19 protein-coding genes, 2 tRNA genes, 3 rRNA genes and 1 pseudogene are annotated in these 25,784 nt (G+C 43.7%); 22 read left to right on the top strand and 3 right to left on the bottom strand.

The genetic code is table 11. The features are described from left to right. Nucleotides 1-72: 72 nt before the first annotated feature. The 6 genes and pseudogenes from AB9N12_RS04225 to AB9N12_RS04200 all read left to right on the top strand — a co-directional run bounded on the left by AB9N12_RS04225 (nt 73) and on the right by AB9N12_RS04200 (nt 4,365). Nucleotides 73-897 carry a helix-turn-helix domain-containing protein gene (locus AB9N12_RS04225; protein ID WP_369889966.1) on the top strand — a complete coding sequence of 275 codons (825 nt, stop codon included), beginning with the start codon at nt 73-75 and terminating at the stop codon, nt 895-897. A gap of 4 nt (nt 898-901) precedes the next feature. Beyond that, nucleotides 902-1,480, top strand: coding sequence for a hypothetical protein (locus AB9N12_RS04220; RefSeq protein ID WP_369889964.1), 579 nt, complete (start codon nt 902-904; stop codon nt 1,478-1,480). Nucleotides 1,481-1,496: 16 nt separating this feature from the next. Beyond that, nucleotides 1,497-2,315, top strand: coding sequence for a carboxymuconolactone decarboxylase family protein (locus tag AB9N12_RS04215; protein WP_369889962.1), 819 nt, complete (start codon nt 1,497-1,499; stop codon nt 2,313-2,315). 118 nt (nt 2,316-2,433) lie between these two features. Beyond that, nucleotides 2,434-2,828, top strand: a pseudogene (locus AB9N12_RS04210) (aldo/keto reductase); the annotation flags it as partial. 311 nt (nt 2,829-3,139) lie between these two features. Next, entirely contained in the window at nt 3,140-3,634 is a 495-nt protein-coding gene (locus tag AB9N12_RS04205; protein WP_369889960.1) for a cupin domain-containing protein, read from the top strand. Nucleotides 3,635-3,645: 11 nt separating this feature from the next. Further along, nucleotides 3,646-4,365 carry a flavodoxin gene (locus tag AB9N12_RS04200; protein ID WP_369889958.1) on the top strand — a complete coding sequence of 240 codons (720 nt, stop codon included), beginning with the start codon at nt 3,646-3,648 and terminating at the stop codon, nt 4,363-4,365. An 807-nt stretch (nt 4,366-5,172) separates the two neighbouring features. Here AB9N12_RS04200 and AB9N12_RS04195 read toward each other — a convergent pair. Then, nucleotides 5,173-5,667, bottom strand: a complete 495-nt coding sequence (locus AB9N12_RS04195; protein ID WP_369892800.1) for a helix-turn-helix domain-containing protein — start codon at nt 5,665-5,667, stop codon at nt 5,173-5,175. A gap of 1,378 nt (nt 5,668-7,045) precedes the next feature. On the opposite strand from AB9N12_RS04195, the gene AB9N12_RS04190 reads away from it, so the two are divergent. The 10 genes from AB9N12_RS04190 (at nt 7,046) to der (ending at nt 16,725) form a co-directional block, all read left to right on the top strand. After that, a 16S ribosomal RNA gene (locus AB9N12_RS04190) occupies nt 7,046-8,574 on the top strand. Between the two features lie 291 nt (nt 8,575-8,865). Next, a tRNA-Ile gene (locus AB9N12_RS04185) sits at nt 8,866-8,942 on the top strand. Between the two features lie 56 nt (nt 8,943-8,998). Further along, nucleotides 8,999-9,072 (top strand) — tRNA-Ala (locus AB9N12_RS04180). 158 nt (nt 9,073-9,230) lie between these two features. Next, a 23S ribosomal RNA gene (locus AB9N12_RS04175) occupies nt 9,231-12,121 on the top strand. A gap of 76 nt (nt 12,122-12,197) precedes the next feature. Continuing rightward, nucleotides 12,198-12,308, top strand: a 5S ribosomal RNA gene (gene rrf, locus AB9N12_RS04170). The 16S, 23S and 5S rRNA genes sit together here with 2 tRNA genes alongside, the layout of an rRNA operon. 219 nt (nt 12,309-12,527) lie before the next feature. After that, entirely contained in the window at nt 12,528-13,106 is a 579-nt protein-coding gene (locus AB9N12_RS04165) for a DUF177 domain-containing protein (protein ID WP_369889956.1), read from the top strand. A gap of 12 nt (nt 13,107-13,118) precedes the next feature. After that, a complete protein-coding gene (gene rpmF / locus AB9N12_RS04160) occupies nt 13,119-13,304 on the top strand; it encodes a 50S ribosomal protein L32 (protein ID WP_002562387.1) in 186 nt (61 codons plus the stop codon). 85 nt (nt 13,305-13,389) lie between these two features. Further along, nucleotides 13,390-14,397, top strand: coding sequence for a beta-ketoacyl-ACP synthase III (locus AB9N12_RS04155; protein WP_369889952.1), 1,008 nt, complete (start codon nt 13,390-13,392; stop codon nt 14,395-14,397). 85 nt (nt 14,398-14,482) lie between these two features. After that, nucleotides 14,483-15,364 carry a GTPase Era gene (gene era / locus AB9N12_RS04150; RefSeq protein ID WP_369889949.1) on the top strand — a complete coding sequence of 294 codons (882 nt, stop codon included), beginning with the start codon at nt 14,483-14,485 and terminating at the stop codon, nt 15,362-15,364. Between the two features lie 47 nt (nt 15,365-15,411). Continuing rightward, nucleotides 15,412-16,725: a ribosome biogenesis GTPase Der gene (gene der / locus AB9N12_RS04145; protein WP_369889947.1), complete on the top strand. Its 1,314-nt coding sequence runs from the start codon at nt 15,412-15,414 to the stop codon at nt 16,723-16,725. A 135-nt stretch (nt 16,726-16,860) separates the two neighbouring features. Here the strand turns inward: der and lptB are convergent, their stop codons facing one another. Next, nucleotides 16,861-17,622, bottom strand: a complete 762-nt coding sequence (gene lptB / locus AB9N12_RS04140; RefSeq protein WP_004297152.1) for an LPS export ABC transporter ATP-binding protein — start codon at nt 17,620-17,622, stop codon at nt 16,861-16,863. A gap of 75 nt (nt 17,623-17,697) precedes the next feature. Between lptB and AB9N12_RS04135 the strand changes: the two genes are divergently transcribed. Together AB9N12_RS04135 and AB9N12_RS04130 are read left to right on the top strand one after the other, a co-directional pair. Beyond that, nucleotides 17,698-18,441 (top strand): MlaE family ABC transporter permease, encoded by a 744-nt coding sequence (locus tag AB9N12_RS04135; protein WP_369889944.1) that lies wholly within the window; start codon nt 17,698-17,700, stop codon nt 18,439-18,441. Then, on the top strand, nt 18,438-19,208 hold the full coding sequence (locus tag AB9N12_RS04130) for an ABC transporter ATP-binding protein (RefSeq protein ID WP_369889941.1): 771 nt from the start codon (nt 18,438-18,440) through the stop codon (nt 19,206-19,208). The genes AB9N12_RS04135 and AB9N12_RS04130 overlap by 4 nt, the downstream gene beginning before the upstream one ends. A gap of 64 nt (nt 19,209-19,272) precedes the next feature. On the opposite strand, the gene AB9N12_RS04125 is transcribed toward AB9N12_RS04130, so the two are convergent. Continuing rightward, nucleotides 19,273-19,518 (bottom strand): RNA recognition motif domain-containing protein, encoded by a 246-nt coding sequence (locus AB9N12_RS04125; RefSeq protein WP_369889939.1) that lies wholly within the window; start codon nt 19,516-19,518, stop codon nt 19,273-19,275. A 469-nt stretch (nt 19,519-19,987) separates the two neighbouring features. On the opposite strand from AB9N12_RS04125, the gene tig reads away from it, so the two are divergent. The 4 genes from tig (at nt 19,988) to recQ (ending at nt 25,744) form a co-directional block, all read left to right on the top strand. Then, a complete protein-coding gene (gene tig / locus AB9N12_RS04120; protein ID WP_369889937.1) occupies nt 19,988-21,343 on the top strand; it encodes a trigger factor in 1,356 nt (451 codons plus the stop codon). A gap of 142 nt (nt 21,344-21,485) precedes the next feature. Then, nucleotides 21,486-22,148, top strand: coding sequence for an ATP-dependent Clp endopeptidase proteolytic subunit ClpP (clpP, locus tag AB9N12_RS04115; RefSeq protein WP_369889935.1), 663 nt, complete (start codon nt 21,486-21,488; stop codon nt 22,146-22,148). A 2-nt stretch (nt 22,149-22,150) separates the two neighbouring features. Continuing rightward, nucleotides 22,151-23,395: an ATP-dependent Clp protease ATP-binding subunit ClpX gene (gene clpX / locus AB9N12_RS04110; RefSeq protein ID WP_369889933.1), complete on the top strand. Its 1,245-nt coding sequence runs from the start codon at nt 22,151-22,153 to the stop codon at nt 23,393-23,395. 168 nt (nt 23,396-23,563) lie between these two features. Then, entirely contained in the window at nt 23,564-25,744 is a 2,181-nt protein-coding gene (recQ, locus tag AB9N12_RS04105) for a DNA helicase RecQ (protein WP_369889931.1), read from the top strand. Nucleotides 25,745-25,784 lie beyond the last annotated feature (40 nt).

The following is a 25,784-nucleotide window of genomic DNA, read 5'->3' as shown; positions in this document are numbered from 1 at the left end:
AAAATAAGCTTGCAAACAAAGCGAGTTTCAAAAATTATAGCTAATTTTGCAACTGTAATAGAATATCTTGTTATGGAACAGTTGAAGGTACTTGATTATTCCAATGTATTTATTGCCAGTTATTTTACTGAAGACCGTGAGTGCGCCCATCCGAATGCAGAGCATACATTGATATATCTGGTTTCCGGCGAGCTGGAAATTACCGACAATGGACAGAAGACAATTCTTCACCCCGGTGATTGTGCGTTCATGCGTCGTGACAACAAGATGATGCTACAGAAGCGAGTAAAAGAAGGGGTGCCCTATCATTCCATTGTTTTGAAGTTCAACCGTAAATTCCTGCATGAGTTTTTTTCTGGGATTGATAAAAAATCACTACCTGAAATGGCAAAACGTAATAAGAAGAGCTTGATGCTGCTTCCGGCTCACCGTCCTGACATCAGAAGTTTGTTTGAATCAATCCTACCTTACTTTGAATCGGGAGCAAGACCTGCAGATGCCCTTCTGCAATTGAAAATGATAGAAGGGTTGTATGTCCTATTGAATACTGACAAGAATCTCTATGCGTCACTGTTTGACTTTACAGATCCGTGGAAAATAGATCTGCTGGAGTTTATGAATGAAAATTATATGCAGGAGTTGTCAATGGAAGAAATGGCAAGTTACACCGGTCGTAGTCTTGCATCATTCAAGCGTGATTTCAAGAAAGTGAGCGAAATGTCACCACTCAAATGGATAATTAATCGTCGACTGGAAGCAGCATACGATTTAATCAAACAAGGACGGAGTAACATTACAGATGTATGCTATAAAGTTGGCTTCAAGAATTTGTCTCATTTCTCCAAGGTATTCAAGGAGAAATACGGTATGGCTCCCACTGCACTAGTAACGGCATGATAATATGGAAGAAATCAGAATAGACTGTTATAATCAGACTGCTGAAGAATTGGCATTGGCTAAGAAACAGGCTCAGTTGATGTTCAAGCTAAACCACACGATGCCTATGACCGAGGAATATGATGCACTCGTCCATGAAATATTCCCTGAAATGGGCGAAAACAGTCGTATTAACACCCCTTTGACAGCAGTACGTCCTCACAAAGTGAAGATTGGCAAGAATGTGGTGATTATGAACGGTTGCCTGATGATGTCTGCCGGGGGAATCACCATTGAGGATGAGGCATTGATTGCCGCGAATGTGCAACTTATTTCCAACAATCATGACCTTGAACATCGCAACATCATTACTTGTAAACCGGTTCGTATTTGTCGTAAAGCATGGATCGGCGCCGGAGCAACAAAAAAGCATCATGTAGATGGAATGGTAAATGCGGTGGACTTACACCTGACATCTGAAGAAATCGCCTATCTGGATGAATGTTACGTGCCGCATCCTCTTGTCGGTGTAATGGCGCAGAACACACCTTCAGCAGTAAACCGGCAGCAGGTTTGGACTCGAAGTAACAATATTCTTAAATAACGTAATTATCGAACAAATGAAAAAGACAATTTCAATTTTATTATTCAGCATATTAACACTTAATGTTATGGCACAGCAAAAAATAGTACAGACCGCCGGTGGTGACCAACTTGGAGAATTTGCTCCTGAATTCGCACGCGTGAATGATGACATACTCTTCGGAGAAGTATGGAGTCGCAACGACCTTCTTTCGCTCCGCGACCGCTCGATAGTGACAGTCGTATCCCTGATGTCGCAGGGATTGACCGACTCATCATTCATGTATCATCTTCAGGAGGCTAAGAAAAACGGAGTGACACGCACCGAGATTGCAGAAATTCTGACGCATGCCGCGTTCTATGCAGGATGGCCAAAAGCATGGGCCGCTTTCAAGATGGCAAAGGAAGTGTGGACTGAAGAAACTGTCGCTCAAGATGCTAAATCAGCATTTCAGCGTCAGATGATTTTTCCTGTCGGCGAACCGAACACCGCCTATGCGCAATACTTTACCGGGAATAGTTATCTTGCCCCAATATCAAGCAGTCAGGTGAAAATATCAAATGTGACCTTCGAGCCACGTTGTCGCAACAACTGGCACATACACAAGGCTGCTGAAGGCGGTGGACAGATGCTTATCGGTGTAGCAGGTCGCGGATGGTATCAAGAAGAAGGCAAACCGGCACAAGAGATTCTGCCCGGTACGGTCATCCATATTCCGGCAAATATAAAGCATTGGCACGGTGCAGCGGCCGATAGTTGGTTCGCCCACCTCGCCTTCGAAATACCCGGAAAGGATACTTCTAACGAGTGGCTTGAACCTGTGGCAGACGAAGAATATAATAAACTCCCAAAATAACATGAACTCCTATGAAGAAATTCTTATTGATATTGTTGTCGGTGATCGGTATGGTGACTGCCTCTGACGCACAACGAAGACAGGATATGAGTAAAGGACCCTTTATTGTCTGCAACTTTTCGTTCCTTACAACCCTATCAACCGGGGGGCTTGGGCGGTTGCATAAACGAATACACCGTGTTCGACACCAACAACGACAACCGCCACACTCTGCCTCGCTTTCAACCTGATGCCATGCGTCAGAACTACTGCATAGTTAATGTGCTTCAGGATTTCGGACGCACTCGTGGTATGACCTTCGCGCAGGTCGCACTCTGTTGGCTGCTCCATAAAGCTTCGTGGCTTGTATCTATCCCCGATACGACAAAAATTTCGCACCTCGAAGAAAACCTCCACACACTCGACTTCGACCTCGCTGACAGCGAATGGGACGAACTTGAACACCGCATGGTTACCATTCCTGTGGTTGGCGATCGTTATAACGCTGAACAGCAGAAACAAGTAGGACACTAATGAAAACATTAAAAACAATCTGTCTGATATTCCTTTTTATACAGGTTCAAACTTACGGAAGCAGTGTTGTCCCTGCTGATTCAGAAACCCGGAAGTAAAAAAGTGACTTTTCGACTGTGCTGACAAGCCTTTACACCTGCTTGATGTTGTAAAAGAGTCCGTTTCCAATCCGATGGAATGGCATAAACCTAATGAAGTCCTCGTTTATTAAATTGAGCCTCATGGCAAAACCATTTGAGCCGGTTAACAAAACTATTTGCAAAAAAACGGATTAACTTTGCATCGTGAATACAAATAAAATTCAATATAGTGTGAAGTATTTATTATTCCTTTTAGCCTTTTCCGCTGTCATACTTTCATCATGCAGCGGAAATACACAGCAACCTGTCGAGATAGGTGCTGTAGCAAACGATAGCACAACCTTAATCTTTCCCATGGGATTGAAGGCTTCTGCTGAGAAATTTATTGGAACAGCATACGTCAACGAGTTGCTTCCTAAAAGTGACAGCACTGCATACGCCGTTGCCGATGTCGTTTTCGAGCCGGGTGCCCGCAACAACTGGCATACTCACCAAGTACGTCAGACCATGTTCGTAACAGCAGGGCATGGTTGGTATCAGGAACGAGGCAAGAAGGCTGTGCCGTTGAAGAAAGGGGATGTCTATGTAATACCGGCAGGAGTGGAACATTGGCATGGTGCAGCTGCCGACAGCCGCTTTGTTCATCTTGTTGTGACTGATTTTCAAGGCGAAGAGTGCGTAATATGGGGAGAGCCCGTAACTGACGAAGAATACAACAACCTATAAATGAATATTGCATGAAAATCGTACTAAGTATGCTGCTCTCCTTATGCCTGACGTTCACAACGGCATCTTGCGACAATGACGAACCAGAACTTTCAGACACTACGGAAATCGAAAATCAGGGTGAAAACGGTGGTGAAAATTCGGATGACCCAAAAACTCCTTCAGAGCACAAAACACTTATTGCATATTACAGCTACACCAATAATGTGGAGCGTATAGTGACTGAACTTCGTTCTCAAATCAACGCTGACATCGTTGAATTTGAACCTGCTCAAAAGGGGCTGGACTATGCCGCCAATAACTACGCCCTTGGAACTCAACTGTTGAATGCAATCAAGGCAGATCCCAACTCGGCTTCCTCATATCCGGCGATTGACAATGTCGATGTTGACTTGGCAAAATACGATATGGTGATAATTGCCTGTCCACTTTGGTGGAGCCAGATGGCAGCTCCGTTCCAGGCATTCCTGTTCAATTACAGTTCGCAGATGGCAGGCAAAAATATTGGTGTTATTGTTTCAAGCGCAAGCAGCGGCATCAACGGAGTTGTGGCTGACGCAAAGCGACTTATTCCTGAAGGTAATTTTATAGAGCCTAATCTGTGGATCCGTTCATCGCAGACTTTCAACGCAGCCTCTCTTATTTCTACTTGGCTCAACGACATACACTATAATGACCTGACATCGGCAGTCGCATCAATCGCTGCTTACATAAACTATCTGCTTTTGTAGCAAACAACGATTCGTTCCACCTAGGTGGAACGAAACAAACACCTAGGTAGAACCAAACGATAACCTAGGTGGAACTAAAGAGTAATCTTGGTAGAACGAATTAATAGTAGTAATCTAATTAGTTTTATTTTACACATACTTTCTTTGATTGCGTGGTATCTCTAATATATTTTGAGATAATAGTTTAACTATCTTGTCTTCTTTTGCGTCAAAAGCCATAATACTCTTTTAATCTTACTTAATGGTTGTAATCTCCCAATGGTCTCTTTTCTTGGAACCAACGTAGCGGACTATGTCGGATGGAGCTGCGAGTTCGCGCTCGATTGTTATTGGTGGCTACACCGATTGCAAGTGCTATTTCTGCTCTGGTATGCGGGTTCTCGCTAATTAGAGCTACAATTTGTTGCTGTCGCTCGGTCAATTTTTTAGCGACATTTTTAGCGACATCGGTCTTTCCGGTGTCACGGGTCTGGAGGTCGGAGATTACTTTGACTGCGTTGATCGTTGTCTCGATGTGCATTGGACGACCTGTTACTTCTTGCCACCGTATGAGCTTGCGGAGACCGTAGCCGAGGTTTTCTGACAAATCTTCGACAGACTGCCCGCGCTCGTTTATTCCAACCATCGGGGTGTTGACGAGAGTGCGTAGGCGACGGAGAATAACACGACTGGCCTCCCAAAGATTTTAAAAGGTTTTTTGCCAAGCATTATCAAACCGCCGTAAGTTAACTGACCGGAATGGTCAGTAATACCTATCTCTTTACAAAATTCCTCATCGCTCACGCTGTCAAGATGTGAGACGAATCCTCAATGACGCACTTCGCCACGAAAGTCTGTCAGCGTATCACGGTTGAGCATGTCAATGTTAGTTCCGAGAATGGATTTTTGCGATTGGATGCCGAATGACTGATCTCGGATCATCGACATTATTTCCTGCTGTGTAGATCTCTGGTCACCACTACCCATGCGGATAAAAGTGTTTTCAAGCGAGCCGAGATACACAGGTTTTGTCTCGGATGATGGCAAATAAAAGGCGATGATACTCTTGTCGTCGTCGATATCGTAGCGATGAATCGTAGCAAAAAGAGGAACATTGAATTTCTTGGAACGCAGAGTGCCGAAAAAATCCTGTTCGAGCTTTTCGATGTTATCGACCCCAACAATCTCAAATGAACGTCCGACTTGCTTCACGCCAAGCACAATCCAACTACCAGAGCAATTAGAGAAAGCGCTGACGGTTTCCCAGATACTCTTCGGTAAATCGGATTTCGCAGCCTTGACCTCGAAATCGTCCCATTCTATGTCGCGTAGCCGTGCTACAAGATCCTCTTTGGAAAAAAAAGAGTGTGCGACCCGAACAAATACCCAATATGAAACAATACAGTGATATCATACTATATGGCGATCTTTTTTATCAATAATGAGGCATCCAGACTTTTGTGTGAATGAATCTGTTAAATGTTAACGTATGAAGTTTAAAATGTTAATTTGCTTCTCGACGTATTAAACCCTGTTATAATATTCCCTGTTTAGACTCTGAATTTTGCTATTTACCTGAAATATGGTATCTTTGTACAGTGTTTTTTTCATAAGTATTAGATTTAAGGTTAACAAAAGATTGGTTGCTCGTGATGAGTAGCCATTTTTTGTTTTTATACATTAATTGTTTATTTCCTAATCATCATAACCGGAGGGTGGGGACAGTGGGGACACTTTTTCCGGTTCACTCACACACACACACACACACGCACACACGTGCGCGCGTAACAAGATTTATCCCTTTTTATTTATATATCTCCCCCTTGCTCCTTGTCCCCGGTTGGTATTCCGTTCGTTACTTCATCGGTTCGGTTTTGCAGATAAGTCATGTCCCGTTTGCATTTCTGATGTTTGCGGCATCCCCCATGCGTGATCATTTTCTACACAATATACGCGCACGCGTGTGTGTGAGTGAATCGGGACAAGTGTCCCCACTGTCCCCGCCCTTTATAAACAAAGAATCCGGTCCGGTTTCTAAAGCTACGCTTTCCGGTTGCTAAAGCTGTGCTTTACGAGTGCTAAAGCTGTGCTTTACGTTCTCTAAAACGCCGCCTTGCCGGAGTATGAGTGAATTCCCCTTGAGCATGAGTGAATCCGCTTTATACTTTACCTGTCCTGTTTCTAAATTGCTCCGTTCTTCTTCCGATTCTTTACCGGACAGCTTCACAAAGTAGAAAAAATATGTTCTACAACATCGTTGTCAATCAGCGTGTTAGTATAGATATGCAAGAAAGTTCAGAAAAAAGAGTCGAATATATTTGGATTGTAAATTAAAAGGTGGTACTTTTGCACCCGCTTTCCGAGGGAGGACAGCCTGACAGGTTTGACATGATGCTTGCCGCATAAGGCACCTTTAAAATAAAGACAAAAAAAACTTTGAAAAAAGTTTGGAGTTAATAAATAAAAGTCCTTATCTTTGCATCCGCTTTCTAAAAGAAAGCGCGTGTTTCTGACACGTCAGTTCTTTGAAATATTGATAAACAATACAAGTAGTACAAGTAAAGAAATAGAACCGTCAATACTTGTCTGGTATATATTAAATATATGTACAGGCACAGGTATTGGAATAAAGGTCAATGAAATTACGGCGTCCTGAACAGAGCAATATGATATCCTTGATTGGATATTCAATGATATTTTTACAATGAAGAGTTTGATCCTGGCTCAGGATGAACGCTAGCTACAGGCTTAACACATGCAAGTCGAGGGGCATCATGAAGGTTTGCTTGCAAACCTTTGATGGCGACCGGCGCACGGGTGAGTAACACGTATCCAACCTTCCGTTAACTCGGGGATAGCCTTTCGAAAGAAAGATTAATACCCGATGCCATATCATCCCCGCATGGGGATGCTGTGAAAGGAATCCGGTTATCGATGGGGATGCGTTCCATTAGTTAGTTGGCGGGGTAACGGCCCACCAAGACGACGATGGATAGGGGTTCTGAGAGGAAGGTCCCCCACATTGGAACTGAGACACGGTCCAAACTCCTACGGGAGGCAGCAGTGAGGAATATTGGTCAATGGACGGAAGTCTGAACCAGCCAAGTAGCGTGAAGGATGACTGCCCTATGGGTTGTAAACTTCTTTTATACGGGAATAACCGGTCCCACGTGTGGGACTCTGCATGTACCGTATGAATAAGGATCGGCTAACTCCGTGCCAGCAGCCGCGGTAATACGGAGGATCCGAGCGTTATCCGGATTTATTGGGTTTAAAGGGAGCGTAGGTGGACTGTTAAGTCAGTTGTGAAAGTTTGCGGCTCAACCGTAAAATTGCAGTTGAAACTGGCAGTCTTGAGTACAGTAGAGGTGGGCGGAATTCGTGGTGTAGCGGTGAAATGCTTAGATATCACGAAGAACTCCGATTGCGCAGGCAGCTCACTGGACTGTCACTGACACTGATGCTCGAAAGTGTGGGTATCAAACAGGATTAGATACCCTGGTAGTCCACACAGTAAACGATGAATACTCGCTGTTTGCGATATACAGTAAGCGGCCAAGCGAAAGCATTAAGTATTCCACCTGGGGAGTACGCCGGCAACGGTGAAACTCAAAGGAATTGACGGGGGCCCGCACAAGCGGAGGAACATGTGGTTTAATTCGATGATACGCGAGGAACCTTACCCGGGCTTAAATTGCAAATGAATGACCAGGAGACTGGTCCGCCGCAAGGCATTTGTGAAGGTGCTGCATGGTTGTCGTCAGCTCGTGCCGTGAGGTGTCGGCTTAAGTGCCATAACGAGCGCAACCCTTATCTTCAGTTACTAACAGGTGATGCTGAGGACTCTGAAGAGACTGCCGTCGTAAGATGTGAGGAAGGTGGGGATGACGTCAAATCAGCACGGCCCTTACGTCCGGGGCTACACACGTGTTACAATGGGGGGTACAGAAGGCCGCTACCTGGCGACAGGATGCCAATCCTCAAAACCTCTCTCAGTTCGGATCGAAGTCTGCAACCCGACTTCGTGAAGCTGGATTCGCTAGTAATCGCGCATCAGCCATGGCGCGGTGAATACGTTCCCGGGCCTTGTACACACCGCCCGTCAAGCCATGAAAGCCGGGGGTACCTGAAGTACGTAACCGCGAGGAGCGTCCTAGGGTAAAACCGGTAATTGGGGCTAAGTCGTAACAAGGTAGCCGTACCGGAAGGTGCGGCTGGAACACCTCCTTTCTGGAGTGATGCCGTAGGGGTCGGATGTCCTTATCGTATGTTTGATATGTATCATATGTAAGGTCCATCTCCACCCGGATACCTTTCAAGGTTCTGTTTTTTGTACTACTGGTACTTGTTTATTTATGATATGGATCAACCATCTATAGAAGTATAGATATAGATCAACACGAGAGAAAACAGAAGCCGAGTCTAACATACAGGTAGACAAGGTTGGATTATCGAGCAAGAGATAGCAGAAGCGATGCTTGCATCGATTATGCCGAAAGCAGCCGATAATGCGTAGAACATAGTCCTATAGCTCAGTTGGTTAGAGCGCTACACTGATAATGTAGAGGTCGGCAGTTCAACTCTGCCTGGGACTACCAAGCTCAAGAGATGTCCATGTGCGCGAGCCTTGAGATAGATTCTTGAATCACTTCTTGGGGGATTAGCTCAGCTGGCTAGAGCATCTGCCTTGCACGCAGAGGGTCAACGGTTCGAATCCGTTATTCTCCACAGTCTCAGCAATGAGAAACGATCTTTGACATGATGTACAAAAAGTAAAATTTTAGTAAGAGCTAAAAGTATATATCAAACCGTACGTGTCCGCGTATGCAATATTGATAAAGGGAGCAATTCCAATGTCAATACCGTTACACGGACAAGACGTTTGAAAGAAAGTAAATAAGGGCGCATGGCGGATGCCTTGGCTCTCGGAGGCGATGAAGGACGTGATAAGCTGCGATAAGCTTCGGGAAGGTGCAAATAACCCTTGATCCGGAGATTTCCGAATGGGACAACCCGGTGTTCTGAAGGAACATCATCCATTTTCAGATGGAGGCAAACGCAGGGAACTGAAACATCTTAGTACCTGTAGGAAGAGAAAATAATAATGATTCCCCAAGTAGTGGCGAGCGAACGGGGATCAGCCCAAACCGGTATTGTTACGGCAATACCGGGGTTGTAGGACCACGATATCGCATGAGATTCGGTGAGAAGAATTCTTTGGAAAATGAAACCATAGACGGTGATAGTCCGGTATTCGAAGCCGAATGAAGCGTAGTGGTATCCTGAGTAGCGCGGGACACGGGAAATCTTGCGTGAATCCGCCGGGACCATCCGGCAAGGCTAAATACTCCCGAGAGACCGATAGCGAACCAGTACCGTGAGGGAAAGGTGAAAAGCACTTCGAACAGAAGAGTGAAATAGTCCCTGAAACCGTGCGCCTACAAGCGGTCGGAGCTGCTTGATGCAGTGACGGCGTGCCTTTTGCATAATGAACCTACGAGTTACTTTTTCCGGCGAGGTTAAGTGTCTTGAGACATGCAGCCGAAGCGAAAGCGAGTCTTAACAGGGCGTCGAGTCGGAAGGAGTAGACGCGAAACCAAGTGATCTACCCTTGGCCAGGTTGAAGGTTAGGTAACACTAACTGGAGGACCGAACCGATAAGCGTTGAAAAGCTTCCGGATGAGCTGAGGGTGGGGGTGAAAGGCTAATCAAACTTGGAGATAGCTCGTACTCCCCGAAATGCATTTAGGTGCAGCCTTGTGGGTTACTAATGTGAGGTAGAGCGACTGATAAGATGCGAGGGCTTCACCGCCTATCAAGTCTTGATAAACTCCGAATGCGCATTAGTTTGATCACAGGAGTGAGGGCATGGGTGCTAAGGTCCATGTCCTAAAGGAGAAGAATCCGGACCATCAGCTAAGGTCCCGAAATAATTGCTAAGTTGAACTAACGAAGTCAGATTGCTAAGACAGCTAGGATGTTGGCTTGGAAGCAGCCATTCATTTAAAGAGTGCGTAACAGCTCACTAGTCGAGGAGTTTGGCGTGGATAATAATCGGGCATAAAGCAATTTACCGAAGCTATGGGATGTCAGTATTGAATTGACATCGGTAGGGGAGCATTCCACTCAGCGTCGAAGGTGGGGCGTGAGCCTTGCTGGAGCGTGTGGAAACGCAAATGTAGGTATAAGTAACGATAAAGGGGGTGGGAAACCCCCTCGCCGCAAGACTAAGGTTTCCTGATCAACGCTAATCGGATCAGGGTTAGTCGGGTCCTAAGGCTCAGCCGAATGGTGATGCCGATGGCAGAACAGGTTAATATTCCTGTACTACCTTATGGAGTGACGTGGAGACGGAGTCGTGACAACGCCGCGGACTGACGGAATAGTCCGTTGAAGGGTGTAGATGTTGATCTTTGCAGGCAAATCCACAAAGAGAGTCGAACCTGATAGTATGGAGCGTTCCTCGGAACAATCCAATAGTGCGTGTAATCATACTCCCGAGAAAATCCGCTAAACTTAATCCCTAAGGTACCCGTACCGCAAACGGACACACGTAGTCGGGTTGAATATACTCAGGCGCTTGAGTGAATCACGGTTAAGGAACTAGGCAAACTGACCCTGTAACTTCGGGATAAAGGGTCCCAACGTGAGTTGGGCGCAGAGAATAGGTCCAGGCAACTGTTTAACAAAAACACAGGGCTGTGCAAAATTGAAAGATCATGTATACAGCCTGACACCTGCCCGGTGCTGGAAGGTTAAGAGGAGACGTCATCGCAAGAGAAGCGTTGAATTGAAGCCCCAGTAAACGGCGGCCGTAACTATAACGGTCCTAAGGTAGCGAAATTCCTTGTCGGGTAAGTTCCGACCTGCACGAATGGTGTAATGATCTGGACACTGTCTCAACCGTGAGCTCAGTGAAATTGTAGTATCGGTGAAGATGCCGATTACCCGCGATGGGACGAAAAGACCCCGTGAACCTTTACTATAGCTTAACATTGAATTTGGGTAATTGATGTGTAGGATAGGCCGGAGACAATGAAGTGGATACGCCAGTATCTGTGGAGTCGCTGTTGAAATACGGCCCTTTGATTATTTGAGTTCTAACTCCTTTACTGGAGGACACTGTTTGGTGGGTAGTTTGACTGGGGTGGTCGCCTCCAAAAGCGTAACGGAGGCTTCTAAAGGTGCCCTCAGGACGATTGGTAACCGTCCGCAGAGTGTAATGGCATAAGGGCGCTTGACTGGGAGACTTACAAGTCGATCAGGTAGGAAACTAGAGCATAGTGATCCGGTGTTTCCGTATGGAAGGGACATCGCTCAAAGGATAAAAGGTACTCCGGGGATAACAGGCTGATCCCTCCCAAGAGCTCATATCGACGGAGGGGTTTGGCACCTCGATGTCGGCTCGTCACATCCTGGGGCTGGAGAAGGTCCCAAGGGTTGGGCTGTTCGCCCATTAAAGTGGCACGCGAGCTGGGTTCAGAACGTCGTGAGACAGTTCGGTCTCTATCTATCGTGGGCGTATGAAATTTGCGTGGCTCTGACACTAGTACGAGAGGACCGTGTTGGACTGACCTCTGGTTTACCGGTTGTGCCGCCAGGTGCATTGCCGGGTATCTAAGTCGGGATTGGATAAGTGCTGAAAGCATCTAAGTACGAAGCCAGCCACAAGATTAGATTTCTCAGGGTCGTCAAAGACGATGACGTTGATAGGATGCAGGTGTAAAGGTGGTAACATCAAAGCCGAGCATTACTAATTGCCCGTCGACTTTCTTTCGGAGATGTATCGGTTGGTTGTATACATTTAGCTTGTAATAACTGAATTTTTACTTTTCATCATGTCATGACTTTATTCAGGTGGTTATAGCACGAGGGTTCCACCTCTTCCCATTCCGAACAGAGAAGTTAAGCCTCGTCACGCCGATGGTACTGCGTAACAGTGGGAGAGTAGGTAGCCGCCGTTTTTGAAGAAGCCCCTTGATTCTAAAGTGAGTCAAGGGGCTTGCTGTGTTTGGTACTTTGCGACATTACTTTGGCATTCATATCACCGTTTTTGACGGATATAAACCTCATAATACCTATTAAAAATCTGAATATTTACTGATAAATTGTATGTTATGAGGATATTTATTTGTATCTTTGTCGCCCGAATTGTAAGCTAACGATTTAAAAAGAGAGAAGCTTTGGGAAAGTTTGATAAATATAAAATTGACTTGAAAGGAATGCAAACAGACTCAGCTAAGTATGAGTTTGTATTGGATAACCTTTACTTCGCTCACATTGATGGTCCTGAAGTTCAGAAAGGAAAGGTGAATGTTACATTGACTGTGAAAAGATCCTCTCGTGCTTTCGAACTGAGTTTTCAGACTGACGGGATGGTATGGGTACCATGTGACCGTTGTCTGGATGATATGGAGCTACCTATCAGCTCTTCTGATAAACTGATAGTAAAGTTTGGGCATGAATATGCAGAAGAAGGTGACAACCTGATTGTGATTCCCGAGGAAGAAGGGGAAATCAACGTTGCATGGTTCATGTATGAGTTTATTGCACTCTCTATACCCATGAAGCATGTGCATGCTCCCGGTAAGTGTAATAAGGCGGTAACCAGTAAATTGAACAAGCATTTGAAAACAAATGCGAATGAGGATAGCGATGATACTTTCGACACAGGTGGAGATGACATCGTAATCGGGGAAGAAGTGGAGGAACAAATTGATCCTCGCTGGAATGAATTAAAGAAAATATTAAATAATAATTAAAGTTTTAAGAAAATGGCACATCCTAAGAGAAGACAATCAAAAACAAGAACAGCGAAGAGAAGAACTCATGATAAGGCAGTAGCTCCTACATTGGCTATTTGTCCGAATTGCGGTGAATGGCACGTATACCACACTGTATGTGGCGCTTGTGGCTACTACAGGGGTAAGCTTGCTATTGAGAAAGAAGCAGCTGTATAATTAGTACAGTTATACTGAAACAGCCTGGGGGTGAAACTCTCCGGCTGCTTTAAGTAGTATATATTACTAATTAAAAATAGGTTTGATGGAAAAAATAAATGCAGTAATCACAGGAGTCGGCGGGTACGTACCTGATTATATCTTGACTAACGACGAGATATCAAAAATGGTGGATACCAACGACGAATGGATTATGACTCGTATCGGAGTAAAGGAAAGACATATTCTGAATGAGGAAGGATTAGGTAGCTCATATATGGCGCGTAAAGCTGCAAAACAGTTGATGAAGAAGACTGGTGCTAATCCTGACGACATCGATTTAGTGGTTGTTGCTACTACTACTCCTGACTATCACTTCCCTTCTACGGCTTCTATTCTTTGTGATAAACTCGGACTGAGGAATGCTTTTGCCTTCGATTTACAGGCTGCTTGTAGCGGATTCCTGTATTTGATGGAGACAGCTGCTAATTTCATCCGTTCGGGAAGATATAAGAAAATTATCATTGTCGGTGCCGATAAGATGTCGTCAATGGTCAATTATACAGATCGTGCTACATGTCCTATCTTTGGTGACGGTGCTGCTGCTTTTATGGTGGAACCGACGACGGAAGATTATGGAATTATGGATTCGATACTGAGAACAGATGGTAAGGGGTTGCCTTTCCTCCACATGAAAGCAGGTGGTTCGGTTTGTCCTCCGTCTTATTTTACAGTGGACAATAAAATGCACTATTTGCACCAGGAAGGAAGAACAGTATTTAAATATGCTGTATCCAACATGTCGGATGTCTCTGCTGCAATCGCAGAAAAGAATGGTCTGACGAAAGATAATATCAACTGGATTATTCCACATCAGGCGAATATCCGTATTATCGAGGCTGTGGCACACCGTATGGAGGTGCCGATGGATAAAGTATTGGTAAATATTGAACATTACGGTAACACGAGTGCCGCTACACTTCCTCTGTGTGTCTGGGATTATGAAGATAAACTCAAGAAAGGCGATAACATCATTTTCACTGCATTCGGTGCCGGATTTACCTGGGGCGCAGCGTACGTGAAGTGGGGTTATGACGGAAAGAAAGAATTATAACGTAAGTTACTGAACTATACACTTAAAAACGCATCCTACTTCGATTCGATGCGTTTTTTTGTCTCAACCAATAAAATAAAGAGAAATGCATAAAGCTGGTTTTGTAAATATCGTAGGAAATCCGAATGTAGGAAAATCAACATTGATGAATGTCTTGGTAGGCGAACGTATTTCAATCGCTACCTTCAAAGCGCAGACTACTCGTCACCGGATTATGGGGATCTATAATACGGATGAGATGCAGATTGTCTTTTCTGATACTCCGGGTGTGTTGAAGCCCAATTATAAATTGCAGGAGTCAATGCTGAATTTTTCGACTTCTGCATTGACGGATGCGGATATCTTGCTTTATGTAACGGACGTGGTGGAGACGCCGGATAAGAATAATGAGTTTATGGAAAAGGTGCGTCAGATGACGGTGCCTGTTCTCTTGATTATCAATAAGATCGATCTTACAGATCAGGAAAAACTAGTAAAGCTGGTGGAAGCGTGGAAAGAGCTGCTTCCCCAAGCCGAAATTATTCCGATTTCTGCTACATCGAAGTTTAATGTAGATTATGTGATGAAGCGGATCAAAGAACTGCTGCCCGATTCTCCTCCTTATTTTGGAAAGGATCAGTGGACGGATAAGCCTGCCCGTTTTTTCGTGAATGAGATTATCCGGGAAAAAATTTTACTCTACTACGATAAAGAGATCCCCTACTCGGTGGAGGTTGCCGTGGAAGAGTTTAAGGAAGAGTCGAGGAAGATTTTTATTCGGGCGGTGATAAACGTGGAACGTGATTCGCAGAAAGGAATCATTATCGGTAAACAGGGAAAGGCTTTGAAGAAGGTGGCTACCGAGGCTCGCCGCGAACTGGAACGTTTCTTTGGAAAGACTATTTTCCTAGAAACGTATGTGAAAGTGGATAAGGATTGGCGTAGTTCGGATAAGGAACTCCGTAATTTTGGTTATCAGTTAGATTAAGAGTATTCATGCGACTGTGATAGTCGTAAAAAACAAGGTATTGAACTATGGGTAATTTAGTTGCAATTGTAGGACGCCCGAATGTGGGCAAGTCTACCTTATTTAACCGTCTGACGAAGACTCGTCAGGCTATTGTGAATGAAGAAGCGGGTACAACCCGTGACCGACAATATGGCAAGTCTGAGTGGCTGGGCCGTGAATTCTCCGTGGTGGACACCGGTGGATGGGTGGTCAATTCGGATGATGTTTTTGAAGAGGAGATCCGTAAGCAAGTGTTATTGGCCGTGGAAGAAGCGGATGTCATTCTGTTTGTAGTGGATGTGATGAATGGAGTGACTGACTTGGATATGCAGGTAGCTGCTATTTTGCGTCGTGCTAATAGGCCGGTGATTATGGTTGCCAATAAAACGGATAATCACGATTTACGATATAACGCTCCCGAATTCTATAAACTGGGATTGGGCGATCCGTATTGCATTTCTGCTATGACAGGAAGTGGTACAGGTGATTTGATGGACTTGATTGTCAGCAATTTCAAGAAAGAATCATCTGAAATTCTGGATGATGATATTCCCCGTTTTGCTGTGGTAGGACGTCCGAATGCCGGAAAGTCTTCCATTGTAAATGCGTTTATCGGCGAGGAACGTAATATTGTGACAGAGATTGCCGGAACTACCCGCGATTCTATCTATACTCGTTACAATAAATTCGGATTTGATTTTTACTTGGTAGATACAGCCGGTATCCGTAAAAAAAACAAGGTAAACGAAGACTTGGAATATTATTCAGTCGTCCGTTCGATTCGTTCCATCGAAGGTTCTGATATTTGTATTCTGATGTTGGATGCTACAAGAGGTATTGAGGGGCAGGACTTGAATATCTTCTCTTTGATTCAGAAGAATCAGAAAGGACTGGTAGTGGTTATAAATAAGTGGGATTTGGTGGAAGATAAATCTGTGAAGGTACAGAAAACGTTTGAGGAAGCTGTTCGCTCGCGTTTTGCTCCGTTTGTTGATTTCCCGATCATCTTTGCTTCTGCATTGACTAAACAACGTATTCTGAAAGTGCTTGAAGAAGCACGTAATGTGTATGAGAACCGGACAACAAAGATCCCGACCGCGCGTTTAAATGAAGAAATGCTTCCATTGATCGAGGCTTATCCGCCTCCTTCAAATAAAGGTAAGTATATCAAAATTAAATATATCACACAGTTGCCGAATACACAGGTGCCTTCATTTGTATTTTTCGCCAACTTACCGCAGTATGTGAAAGAACCATACAAACGTTTCCTCGAAAATAAGATGCGTGAGAAATGGAATCTGACAGGTACTCCGGTTAATATTTATATTCGACAGAAATAAAGATTCACCACAGAGGACACAAAGAAATAATAAATCAAAGACACGGACTGTCTCAACTATATAAATATATATCGGGGCAATCCGTGTCTTCTTATAGAATAAAATTCTGTGTCCTCCGTGTCTTCTGTGGTGACCCTATTTTTCCAATTGGAAATCTTTTCGGCGTAACACGAAGCTGTTACTCAAGTATTTTTCACGCACAATCTGATTTTCCGATAATTCTTCCGGTGTCCCTTGGAAAAGAATTTTTCCTTCGAACAGCAGGTAAGCGCGGTCTGTGATACTAAGTGTCTCCTGTACGTTGTGGTCGGTAATCAAGATTCCGATATTCTTGTCTTTCAATTTCCATACAATTTGCTGGATATCTTCTACGGCAATCGGGTCAACACCGGCAAAAGGTTCGTCAAGCATAATGAATTTGGGGTCGATAGCAAGACAACGGGCAATTTCCGTACGGCGGCGCTCACCTCCCGACAACTGGTTACCTTTATTTTTGCGTACCTTTTGCAGGCGGAACTCTGCAATCAGGCTTTCGAGCTTCTCTTTCTGATATTCTTTAGGCTTGTTGGTCATTTCCAGTACAGAGGCGATATTATCTTCCACGCTCATCTGGCGGAAAACGGAAGCTTCCTGTGCAAGGTAGCCGATTCCTGTTTGCGCACGTTTGTAAACCGGATATTTGGTAATTTCCAGGTCATCGAGGAAAATGCGGCCTTCGTTAGGAGTGATCAGCCCTACAGTCATATAGAATGAAGTTGTCTTACCGGCACCGTTCGGCCCCAGCAACCCTACAATCTCACCTTGCTTCACATTGATGGAAACGTGGCTTACAACGGTTCGTTTACCGTACTTCTTAACCAGGTCTTCCGTGCGGAGCACCATCTTGCTTTCTTCCATATTCTAGTTATTTTGCGGCAAATGTAGTAAAAATAAGCTGAAATAATGTACATTTGCAGACAAATAGTGTGAGTTATGATAAAAGCATTGAGAACCGTCGGGAGATATTTCATGCTGATGGGACGGACTTTTTCTCGCCCTGAACGTATGCGTATGTTTTTCCGGCAATACTTTAACGAGTTGGAGCAGCTAGGTGTGAACTCCATCGGTATTGTACTGTTGATTTCCTTTTTCATCGGTGCAGTTATTACCATTCAGATTAAGTTGAATATCGAAAGCCCATGGATGCCTCGTTGGACAGTGGGATATGTGACACGTGAAATTATGCTGCTGGAATTTTCTTCCTCCATCATGTGCTTGATTCTTGCAGGAAAGGTCGGGTCAAATATCGCTTCGGAGTTAGGGACAATGAGGGTGACGCAGCAGATTGATGCACTCGAAATTATGGGTATCAATTCGGCGAATTATCTAATTCTGCCTAAGATAACAGCGATGGTAACTGTTATTCCTATTCTAGTGACATTCAGTATCTTTGCCGGAATCATCGGTGCCTTTTGCACGTGTTGGTTCGCCGGGGTGATGAATGCTGTCGATCTCGAATATGGATTGCAATATATGTTTGTGGAGTGGTTTATCTGGGCCGGTATTATTAAATCCCTCTTTTTTGCGTTTATTATTGCAAGTGTGTCCGCTTTCTTCGGATATACGGTAGATGGCGGTTCGATTGCTGTAGGGAAGGCTTCTACGGATGCCGTAGTATCCAGCAGTGTATTGATTCTGTTTGCAGATTTGATATTAACTAAACTTTTAATGGGATGATTGAGGTTAAAGGACTTTATAAATCATTTGATGATAAGACGGTATTGAGTGATATCAATGCTGACTTTGAAAATGGGAAGACAAACTTGATTATCGGTCAGAGTGGCTCCGGTAAGACGGTGTTGATGAAATGTATTGTAGGATTGCTTACTCCGGAAAAGGGTGGAGTTTTGTATGACGGACGTAACCTTGTTTTGATGGGGAAGAAGGAGAAGAAGATGCTTCGCAAGGAAATGGGAATGATTTTCCAGAGTGCGGCTCTTTTTGACTCTATGACCGTATTTGATAATGTGATGTTTCCACTGAATATGTTTAGCAACGATATCTTGCGTGACCGGGCCAAACGGGCGATGTTCTGTTTGGATCGTGTGAATCTGGGAGAAGCGAAAGATAAGTTTCCGGGAGAAATCAGTGGGGGGATGCAGAAGCGTGTGGCTATTGCGCGTGCGATTGCCTTGAATCCGCAATATCTGTTTTGTGATGAACCGAACTCAGGACTGGATCCGAAAACGTCATTGGTGATTGATGATCTGATCCATGATATTACGCAGGAATATAACATGACGACCATTATCAATACGCATGATATGAACTCTGTATTGGGAATTGGTGAGAAGGTGATTTATATTTATGAGGGACATAAAGAGTGGGAAGGTACAAAAGATGATATCTTTACCTCTACCAATGAGAGACTGAATAACTTTATCTTTGCTTCAGATTTGCTCCGTAAGGTGAAGGACGTGGAAGTGCAAGGAATGGAAGGGTAATAAAAAAACTTCTGCCATCGGGTGACAGAAGTTCCTTTTTTCTTAGCTATGTTAGCGTCGGCAATTAACCTCTGGGTCTGGCTTCTTTGACGACCATTGTACGACCCATGTATTCAGCTCCGTTCAATTCAGCAATCGCTTTTGCAGCTGCAGCATCGTCTTCCATTTCGATGAAAGCGAATCCTTTGGATTTACCGGTTTCACGATCCATAATAATTTTGACTGATGATACTGCTCCGTAATCTTCCATTACTTGTTGCAGATCTCCTTCCTTAACACGGTAGTTAAGGTTTCCAACATAAATGTTCATAATGAGAATGATAAAAAAATAAATAAATGAATAAAACTCTCTGGATAGATGGTTACTAATAAAAAGATTAAAACGACAGAGAGTTTACAAATGCGTTTGGGTAACGGAAGTAAAAACCTTGTAATCAAATCGAGAAACTAATGGTCCATCAATCCGCAGCAAAGGAAAGAATAATTTTTGGATTAACCATCTTTTTGGAAAGTTAATTTGCGGATGATCAGAAAAAAAGTTCTTCCCTTTTGTTTGGCGGAGAAAAAAGTTGGCTGGGGGGATCTGGCGAGGTGGGTGTTGATGATGTTTTTTTGTTTAGGTGTGGGAGATGGGCGGAATATCAATAAGAGATGGGTGAAAGATGGGTGGCGTTGCTGAAATAAATCTGCAATGTTTTTTGAAATTTGAAAGATTAGCACTAATTTTGCACCCTCTTTGAGTATAGAATAAAGTATAAATCAAATAAATAATTGTCAGAATGAACGTTTCATTACAAAACATTGACAAAGTAAGCGCAGAGCTTACTGTAAAGCTTGAGAAAGCCGATTATCAGGAGAAAGTAGATAAAGAGTTGAAGTCACTCCGCCGGAAGGCACAGATTCCGGGATTCCGTAAAGGGATGGTTCCGGCAAGTCTTATTAAAAAGATGTATGGTAAGTCGGTAATTGCAGAGGTTGTGAATAAGGCACTGCAAGAAGCTGTTTACAATTATATTAAAGAAAATAAGGTGAATATGTTGGGCGAGCCGTTGCCTAACGAAGAAAAGCAACAGGATATTGATTTCGATACAATGGAAGAATTCGATTTCGTATTCGACATCGCTTTGGCACCTGAATTTAAAGCAGAAGTAAATGCTAAAGATAAAGTGGATTATTATACGATCGAAGTTTCTGAAGAAATGATCGACAATCAGGTGAAGATGTATACTCAACGCACTGGCAAGTATGATAAGGTAGACGCTTACGAAGATAATGATATGTTGAAGGGGTTGCTGGCACAGTTGGACGAAGAAGGCAACACCAAAGAAGGCGGTATTCAGGTAGAAGCCGCAGTGTTGATGCCTGCTTACATGAAGAACGACGATCAGAAAGCTATTTTTGCTAATGCAAAAGTAAATGATGTATTGGTGTTCAATCCGAATGTGGCTTATGACGGACATGCTGCCGAACTGGGTTCTTTGTTGAAGATTGACAAGGAAATTGCAAAAGACGTGAAGTCTGATTTCAGCTTCCAGGTAGAAGAAATCACCCGTTTTGTTCCGGGTGAACTGACTCAGGAAGTATTCGACCAGGCATTCGGTGAAGGTGTTGTGAAGACTGAAGAAGAATTCCGCGCTAAGATTAAAGAAGAAATCGCAGCTAGATTTGTGACTGAAAGCGATTATAAATTCCTGATCGACATTCGCAAAGTGATGATGGAAAAAGTGGGTAAACTGGAATTCTCTGATGCCCTGCTGAAACGTATCATGTTGCTGAACAACGAAGAAAAGGGAGAAGAATATGTTGCTGAAAACTATGATAAGAGCATCGAAGAACTGACTTGGCACCTGATTAAGGAACAGTTGGTTGAAGCAAACGAAATTAAAGTTGAACAGGAAGATATTCTGAAGATGGCTAGAGAAACAACGAAGGCGCAGTTTGCTCAATATGGTATGTTGTCTATTCCTGACGATGTGCTTGACAACTATGCACAGGAAATGTTGAAGAAGAAAGAAACTATTAATAATTTGGTAGGTCGTGTCGTAGAAGCGAAGCTTGCTGCTGCTTTGAAAGCGCAGGTTACTTTGGAGAACAAGAACGTTTCGATCGAAGAATTCAATAAGATGTTTGAATAATCATTCGGCTGAATAAAAACGAAAGCCATAGAAACACAGAGTTTTTATAAAATTATAACTCTGTGTTTTTTTGTGTCTCTGTATTCTTTTTGTTTCTTTGTACTCACGTTTATTTTTTATTTATAAGAAAGGAATGATTAACATGGATGATTTTAGAAAATACGCAACCAAGCATTTAGGAATGAATGGTATGGTATTGGATGATGTGATTAAGTCGCAGGCCGGGTATTTGAATCCCTATATTTTGGAAGAAAGACAGTTGAACGTTACTCAACTCGATGTTTTCTCCCGTTTGATGATGGACCGCATCATTTTCCTCGGTACACAAATAGATGACTATACAGCCAATACGCTTCAGGCACAGTTGTTGTATCTGGATTCTGCGGATCCGGGTAAAGATATCTCTATCTATATCAACTCTCCGGGCGGAAGCGTATATGCCGGATTGGGCATTTATGATACGATGCAGTTTATTTCAAGTGATGTTGCTACCATCTGTACAGGTATGGCAGCTTCAATGGCGGCTGTATTGTTGGTTGCCGGTGCTGAAGGCAAACGTTCTGCATTGCCTCATTCACGTGTGATGATTCATCAGCCGATGGGGGGTGCGCAAGGACAAGCGTCAGACATTGAAATCACAGCTCGTGAGATTCAAAAATTGAAGAAAGAACTTTATACGATTATCGCCGATCATTCGCATACTGATTTTGATAAAGTATGGGCGGACTCTGATCGCGATTACTGGATGACAGCTCAGGAAGCGAAAGAATATGGTATGATTGATGAGGTATTGATTAAGAAATAAAAATGGCTGAATCAAAAACAAAGAAAAGATGTAGTTTCTGTGGACGGTCGGAGAATGAGGTGGGATTCCTGATTACGGGAATGAATGGTTATATTTGCGACAGCTGTGCTACTCAGGCTTATGAGATTACTCAGGAGGCATTGGGATTGGGTAAGAAAAGCACAGGAACTACCAAACTCAACTTAAAAGAACTGCCCAAACCGGTAGAAATCAAGAGATTCCTCGATCAGTATGTGATCGGACAGGATGATGCGAAACGTTTCCTTTCCGTATCGGTCTATAACCATTATAAACGTCTGTTGCAAAAAGACAGTGGTGATGATGTGGAGATTGAAAAGTCGAACATTATTATGGTAGGTAGTACCGGAACCGGAAAAACGTTGCTCGCACGCACGATTGCTAAGTTACTGCACGTGCCGTTTACCATTGTAGACGCTACGGTGCTGACGGAGGCCGGTTATGTGGGCGAAGATATCGAAAGTATTTTAACCCGTTTGCTACAGGTGGCGGATTATAATGTACCTGAAGCTGAACAGGGCATCGTGTTTATCGACGAGATCGACAAAATAGCCCGTAAAGGAGATAACCCTTCGATCACTCGCGACGTGAGTGGTGAAGGTGTACAGCAGGGATTATTGAAATTGCTCGAAGGTTCTGTGGTGAACGTACCTCCTCAGGGAGGCCGTAAACATCCGGACCAGAAGATGATTCCGGTAAATACCAAGAATATTCTCTTTATCTGTGGCGGTGCTTTCGATGGCATCGAGAAGAAGATCGCCCAGCGGTTGAATACCCATGTCGTAGGTTATACAGCATTGCAGAAAACAGCGATGGTGGACAAGAATAACATGATGCAGTACATCGCTCCACAGGATTTGAAATCATTCGGGCTGATTCCCGAAATTATCGGACGTCTTCCGGTATTGACCTATTTGAATCCGTTGGATCGGAATGCGCTTCGTGCGATTCTTACCGAACCGAAAAACTCTATCATCAAACAATATATCAAACTGTTTGAAATGGATGGCATCAAGCTGACATTTGAAGAGGATGTCTTCGAATATATCGTCGACAAGGCGGTAGAATATAAGTTGGGTGCTCGTGGATTGCGCTCTATTGTGGAAACAATCATGATGGATGTCATGTTTGAAATCCCTTCAGAGGACAAAAAAGAGTATGAGGTAACGCTGGATTATGCAAAGATGCAACTGGAGAAAGCGAATATGGCACGACTACAAACTGCTTAAAATCAAAGAATAAGGCTACAGAAAATGATCGTAACTGTTTTTTCTTGAAAATATTAGTCGTATTTTGCTTGGTAATTACGAAGTTGTTTATAACTTTGTTTGGCTCTCTTAAAGGAGAGGACATACTTGAAGTTAAACCATGAACTGAATAAAACAACTTAAGTTAAGATGGCAAGGAAGATTAATTTAACAGATGAACTGAAAAAGTATTTCGGATTTAATAAGTTCAAGGGAAACCAGGAAGCGATCATTAATAACCTGCTCGATGGTAAAGATACCTTTGTACTGATGCCTACCGGTGGCGGGAAATCTTTATGCTATCAGCTGCCTTCGCTCTTGATGGAAGGTACGGCAATCGTAATTTCTCCGCTTATAGCGTTGATGAAGAATCAAGTGGATGCAATGCGTAATTTCAGTGAAGAAGATGGTGTCGCTCATTTTATCAATTCTTCATTAAATAAAGGCGCGATAGACCAAGTGAGGTCGGATATCCTTGCCGGAAAGACAAAATTGCTATATGTAGCGCCGGAGTCGCTGACGAAAGAAGAAAACGTAGATTTTTTGCGTTCGGTAAAGATTTCGTTCTATGCAGTGGATGAAGCTCACTGTATTTCTGAATGGGGACATGATTTTCGACCGGAATACCGGCGGATTCGCCCTATTATCAATGAAATAGGAAAAGCTCCGTTGATTGCGCTTACCGCAACGGCGACGCCCAAGGTGCAACATGATATCCAGAAAAATCTGGGAATGGTAGATGCTCGAGTCTTCAAATCTTCGTTCAACCGTCCGAACCTTTATTATGAGGTACGCGCGAAGACCGTTAATATCGATAGGGATATTATCAAGTTTATCAAAAATAATCCGGAGAAATCTGGCATTATCTATTGCCTTAGCCGGAAAAAAGTGGAGGAACTTGCTGAAATCCTGCAGGCAAACGGTATCAATGCGCGTCCATATCATGCTGGTATGGATTCGTTGACCAGAACCAAGAATCAGGATGATTTTCTGATGGAAAAAGTAGACGTTATTGTAGCAACTATCGCTTTCGGTATGGGAATTGACAAGCCGGATGTGAGGTTTGTGATTCACTACGATATCCCCAAGAGTCTGGAAGGGTATTACCAGGAGACCGGGCGCGCCGGTAGAGATGGCGGTGAAGGTCAGTGCATAACCTTTTATACAAATAAAGACTTGCAGAAACTGGAAAAGTTCATGCAGGGAAAACCTGTGGCAGAGCAGGAAATTGGCAAGCAGCTTCTGTTGGAAACCGCTGCTTATGCTGAATCTTCCGTATGCCGACGCAAGACGTTGCTGCATTATTTCGGTGAAGATTATACGGAAGAAAATTGTGGAAATTGTGACAACTGTTTAAATCCTAAAAAACAAGTGGAGGCTCAAGAGTTATTGTGTACCGTGATTGAAGCGATTATCGCGGTGAAAGAAAATTTTAAGGCAGATTATATTATAGACATACTACAAGGTAAAGAAACTTCCGAAATACAGGCGCATTTGCATGAAGACCTCGAGGTCTTCGGTTCCGGTATGGGTGAAGAGGATAAGACATGGAACGCAGTGATTCGTCAGGCACTGATTGCGGGTTATTTGAGCAAAGATGTGGAGAATTACGGACTCTTGAAAGTGACGGAGGAGGGACATAAGTTCCTGAAGAAGCCGAAGTCATTCAAGATTACCGAAGACAACGACTTCGAAGAGACGGAAGAAGAAGTCCCGGCACGTGGCGGTGGTTCCTGTGCGGTGGATCCGGCTCTTTATTCCATGTTGAAGGACTTGCGGAAGAAACTCTCGAAGAAACTGGAAGTGCCACCTTATGTGATCTTCCAGGATCCCTCTTTGGAAGCAATGGCTACCATTTATCCGGTGACATTGGAAGAGTTGCAGAATATACCAGGCGTAGGTGCCGGAAAAGCAAAACGTTACGGTGAAGAGTTCTGTAAATTGATCAAACGCCACTGTGAAGAGAATGAGATCGAACGTCCTGAAGACCTGCGGGTACGTACGGTTGCCAATAAATCTAAGATGAAGGTAGCTATTATTCAGGCGATTGACCGTAAAGTTGCGTTAGATGATATCGCTCTTTCCAAAGGAATTGATTTTGGTGAACTGCTGGACGAGGTAGAAGCCATTGTTTATTCGGGAACCAAACTGAACATAGATTATTTCCTGGAAGAAATCATGGATGAAGATCACATGCTCGATATCTACGATTATTTCAAGGAATCTACTACAGATAAGATTGATGATGCACTTGATGAATTAGGTGATGACTTTACGGAAGAGGAAGTTCGCTTGGTTCGCATTAAGTTCATCTCTGAAATGGCTAATTAAAAAAGCGAAAAAATAGGCGTGCAGGTATGTGGTTTTGAAT

The sequence above is a fragment of the Bacteroides sp. AN502(2024) genome (assembly GCF_041227145.1).
Classification (GTDB): Bacteria; Bacteroidota; Bacteroidia; order Bacteroidales; family Bacteroidaceae; genus Bacteroides.
The sequence above is the reverse complement of the archived record's forward strand: the minus strand, read 5'-3'. Positions and strand labels throughout refer to the sequence as shown.

What these genes read in the sequence shown, in the direction of transcription:
- AB9N12_RS04225 (WP_369889966.1), top strand. Translation starts at nt 73, where the DNA reads ATGGAACAGTTGAAGGTACTTGATTATTCCAATGTATTTATTGCCAGT.
- AB9N12_RS04220 (WP_369889964.1), top strand. Translation starts at nt 902, where the DNA reads ATGGAAGAAATCAGAATAGACTGTTATAATCAGACTGCTGAAGAATTG.
- AB9N12_RS04215 (WP_369889962.1), top strand. Translation starts at nt 1,497, where the DNA reads ATGAAAAAGACAATTTCAATTTTATTATTCAGCATATTAACACTTAAT.
- AB9N12_RS04200 (WP_369889958.1), top strand. Translation starts at nt 3,646, where the DNA reads ATGAAAATCGTACTAAGTATGCTGCTCTCCTTATGCCTGACGTTCACA.
- rpmF (WP_002562387.1), top strand. Translation starts at nt 13,119, where the DNA reads ATGGCACATCCTAAGAGAAGACAATCAAAAACAAGAACAGCGAAGAGA.
- AB9N12_RS04155 (WP_369889952.1), top strand. Translation starts at nt 13,390, where the DNA reads ATGGAAAAAATAAATGCAGTAATCACAGGAGTCGGCGGGTACGTACCT.
- era (WP_369889949.1), top strand. Translation starts at nt 14,483, where the DNA reads ATGCATAAAGCTGGTTTTGTAAATATCGTAGGAAATCCGAATGTAGGA.
- der (WP_369889947.1), top strand. Translation starts at nt 15,412, where the DNA reads ATGGGTAATTTAGTTGCAATTGTAGGACGCCCGAATGTGGGCAAGTCT.
- lptB (WP_004297152.1), bottom strand. Translation starts at nt 17,622, where the DNA reads ATGGAAGAAAGCAAGATGGTGCTCCGCACGGAAGACCTGGTTAAGAAG.
- AB9N12_RS04135 (WP_369889944.1), top strand. Translation starts at nt 17,698, where the DNA reads ATGATAAAAGCATTGAGAACCGTCGGGAGATATTTCATGCTGATGGGA.
- AB9N12_RS04130 (WP_369889941.1), top strand. Translation starts at nt 18,438, where the DNA reads ATGATTGAGGTTAAAGGACTTTATAAATCATTTGATGATAAGACGGTA.
- AB9N12_RS04125 (WP_369889939.1), bottom strand. Translation starts at nt 19,518, where the DNA reads ATGAACATTTATGTTGGAAACCTTAACTACCGTGTTAAGGAAGGAGAT.
- tig (WP_369889937.1), top strand. Translation starts at nt 19,988, where the DNA reads ATGAACGTTTCATTACAAAACATTGACAAAGTAAGCGCAGAGCTTACT.
- clpP (WP_369889935.1), top strand. Translation starts at nt 21,486, where the DNA reads ATGGATGATTTTAGAAAATACGCAACCAAGCATTTAGGAATGAATGGT.
- clpX (WP_369889933.1), top strand. Translation starts at nt 22,151, where the DNA reads ATGGCTGAATCAAAAACAAAGAAAAGATGTAGTTTCTGTGGACGGTCG.
- recQ (WP_369889931.1), top strand. Translation starts at nt 23,564, where the DNA reads ATGGCAAGGAAGATTAATTTAACAGATGAACTGAAAAAGTATTTCGGA.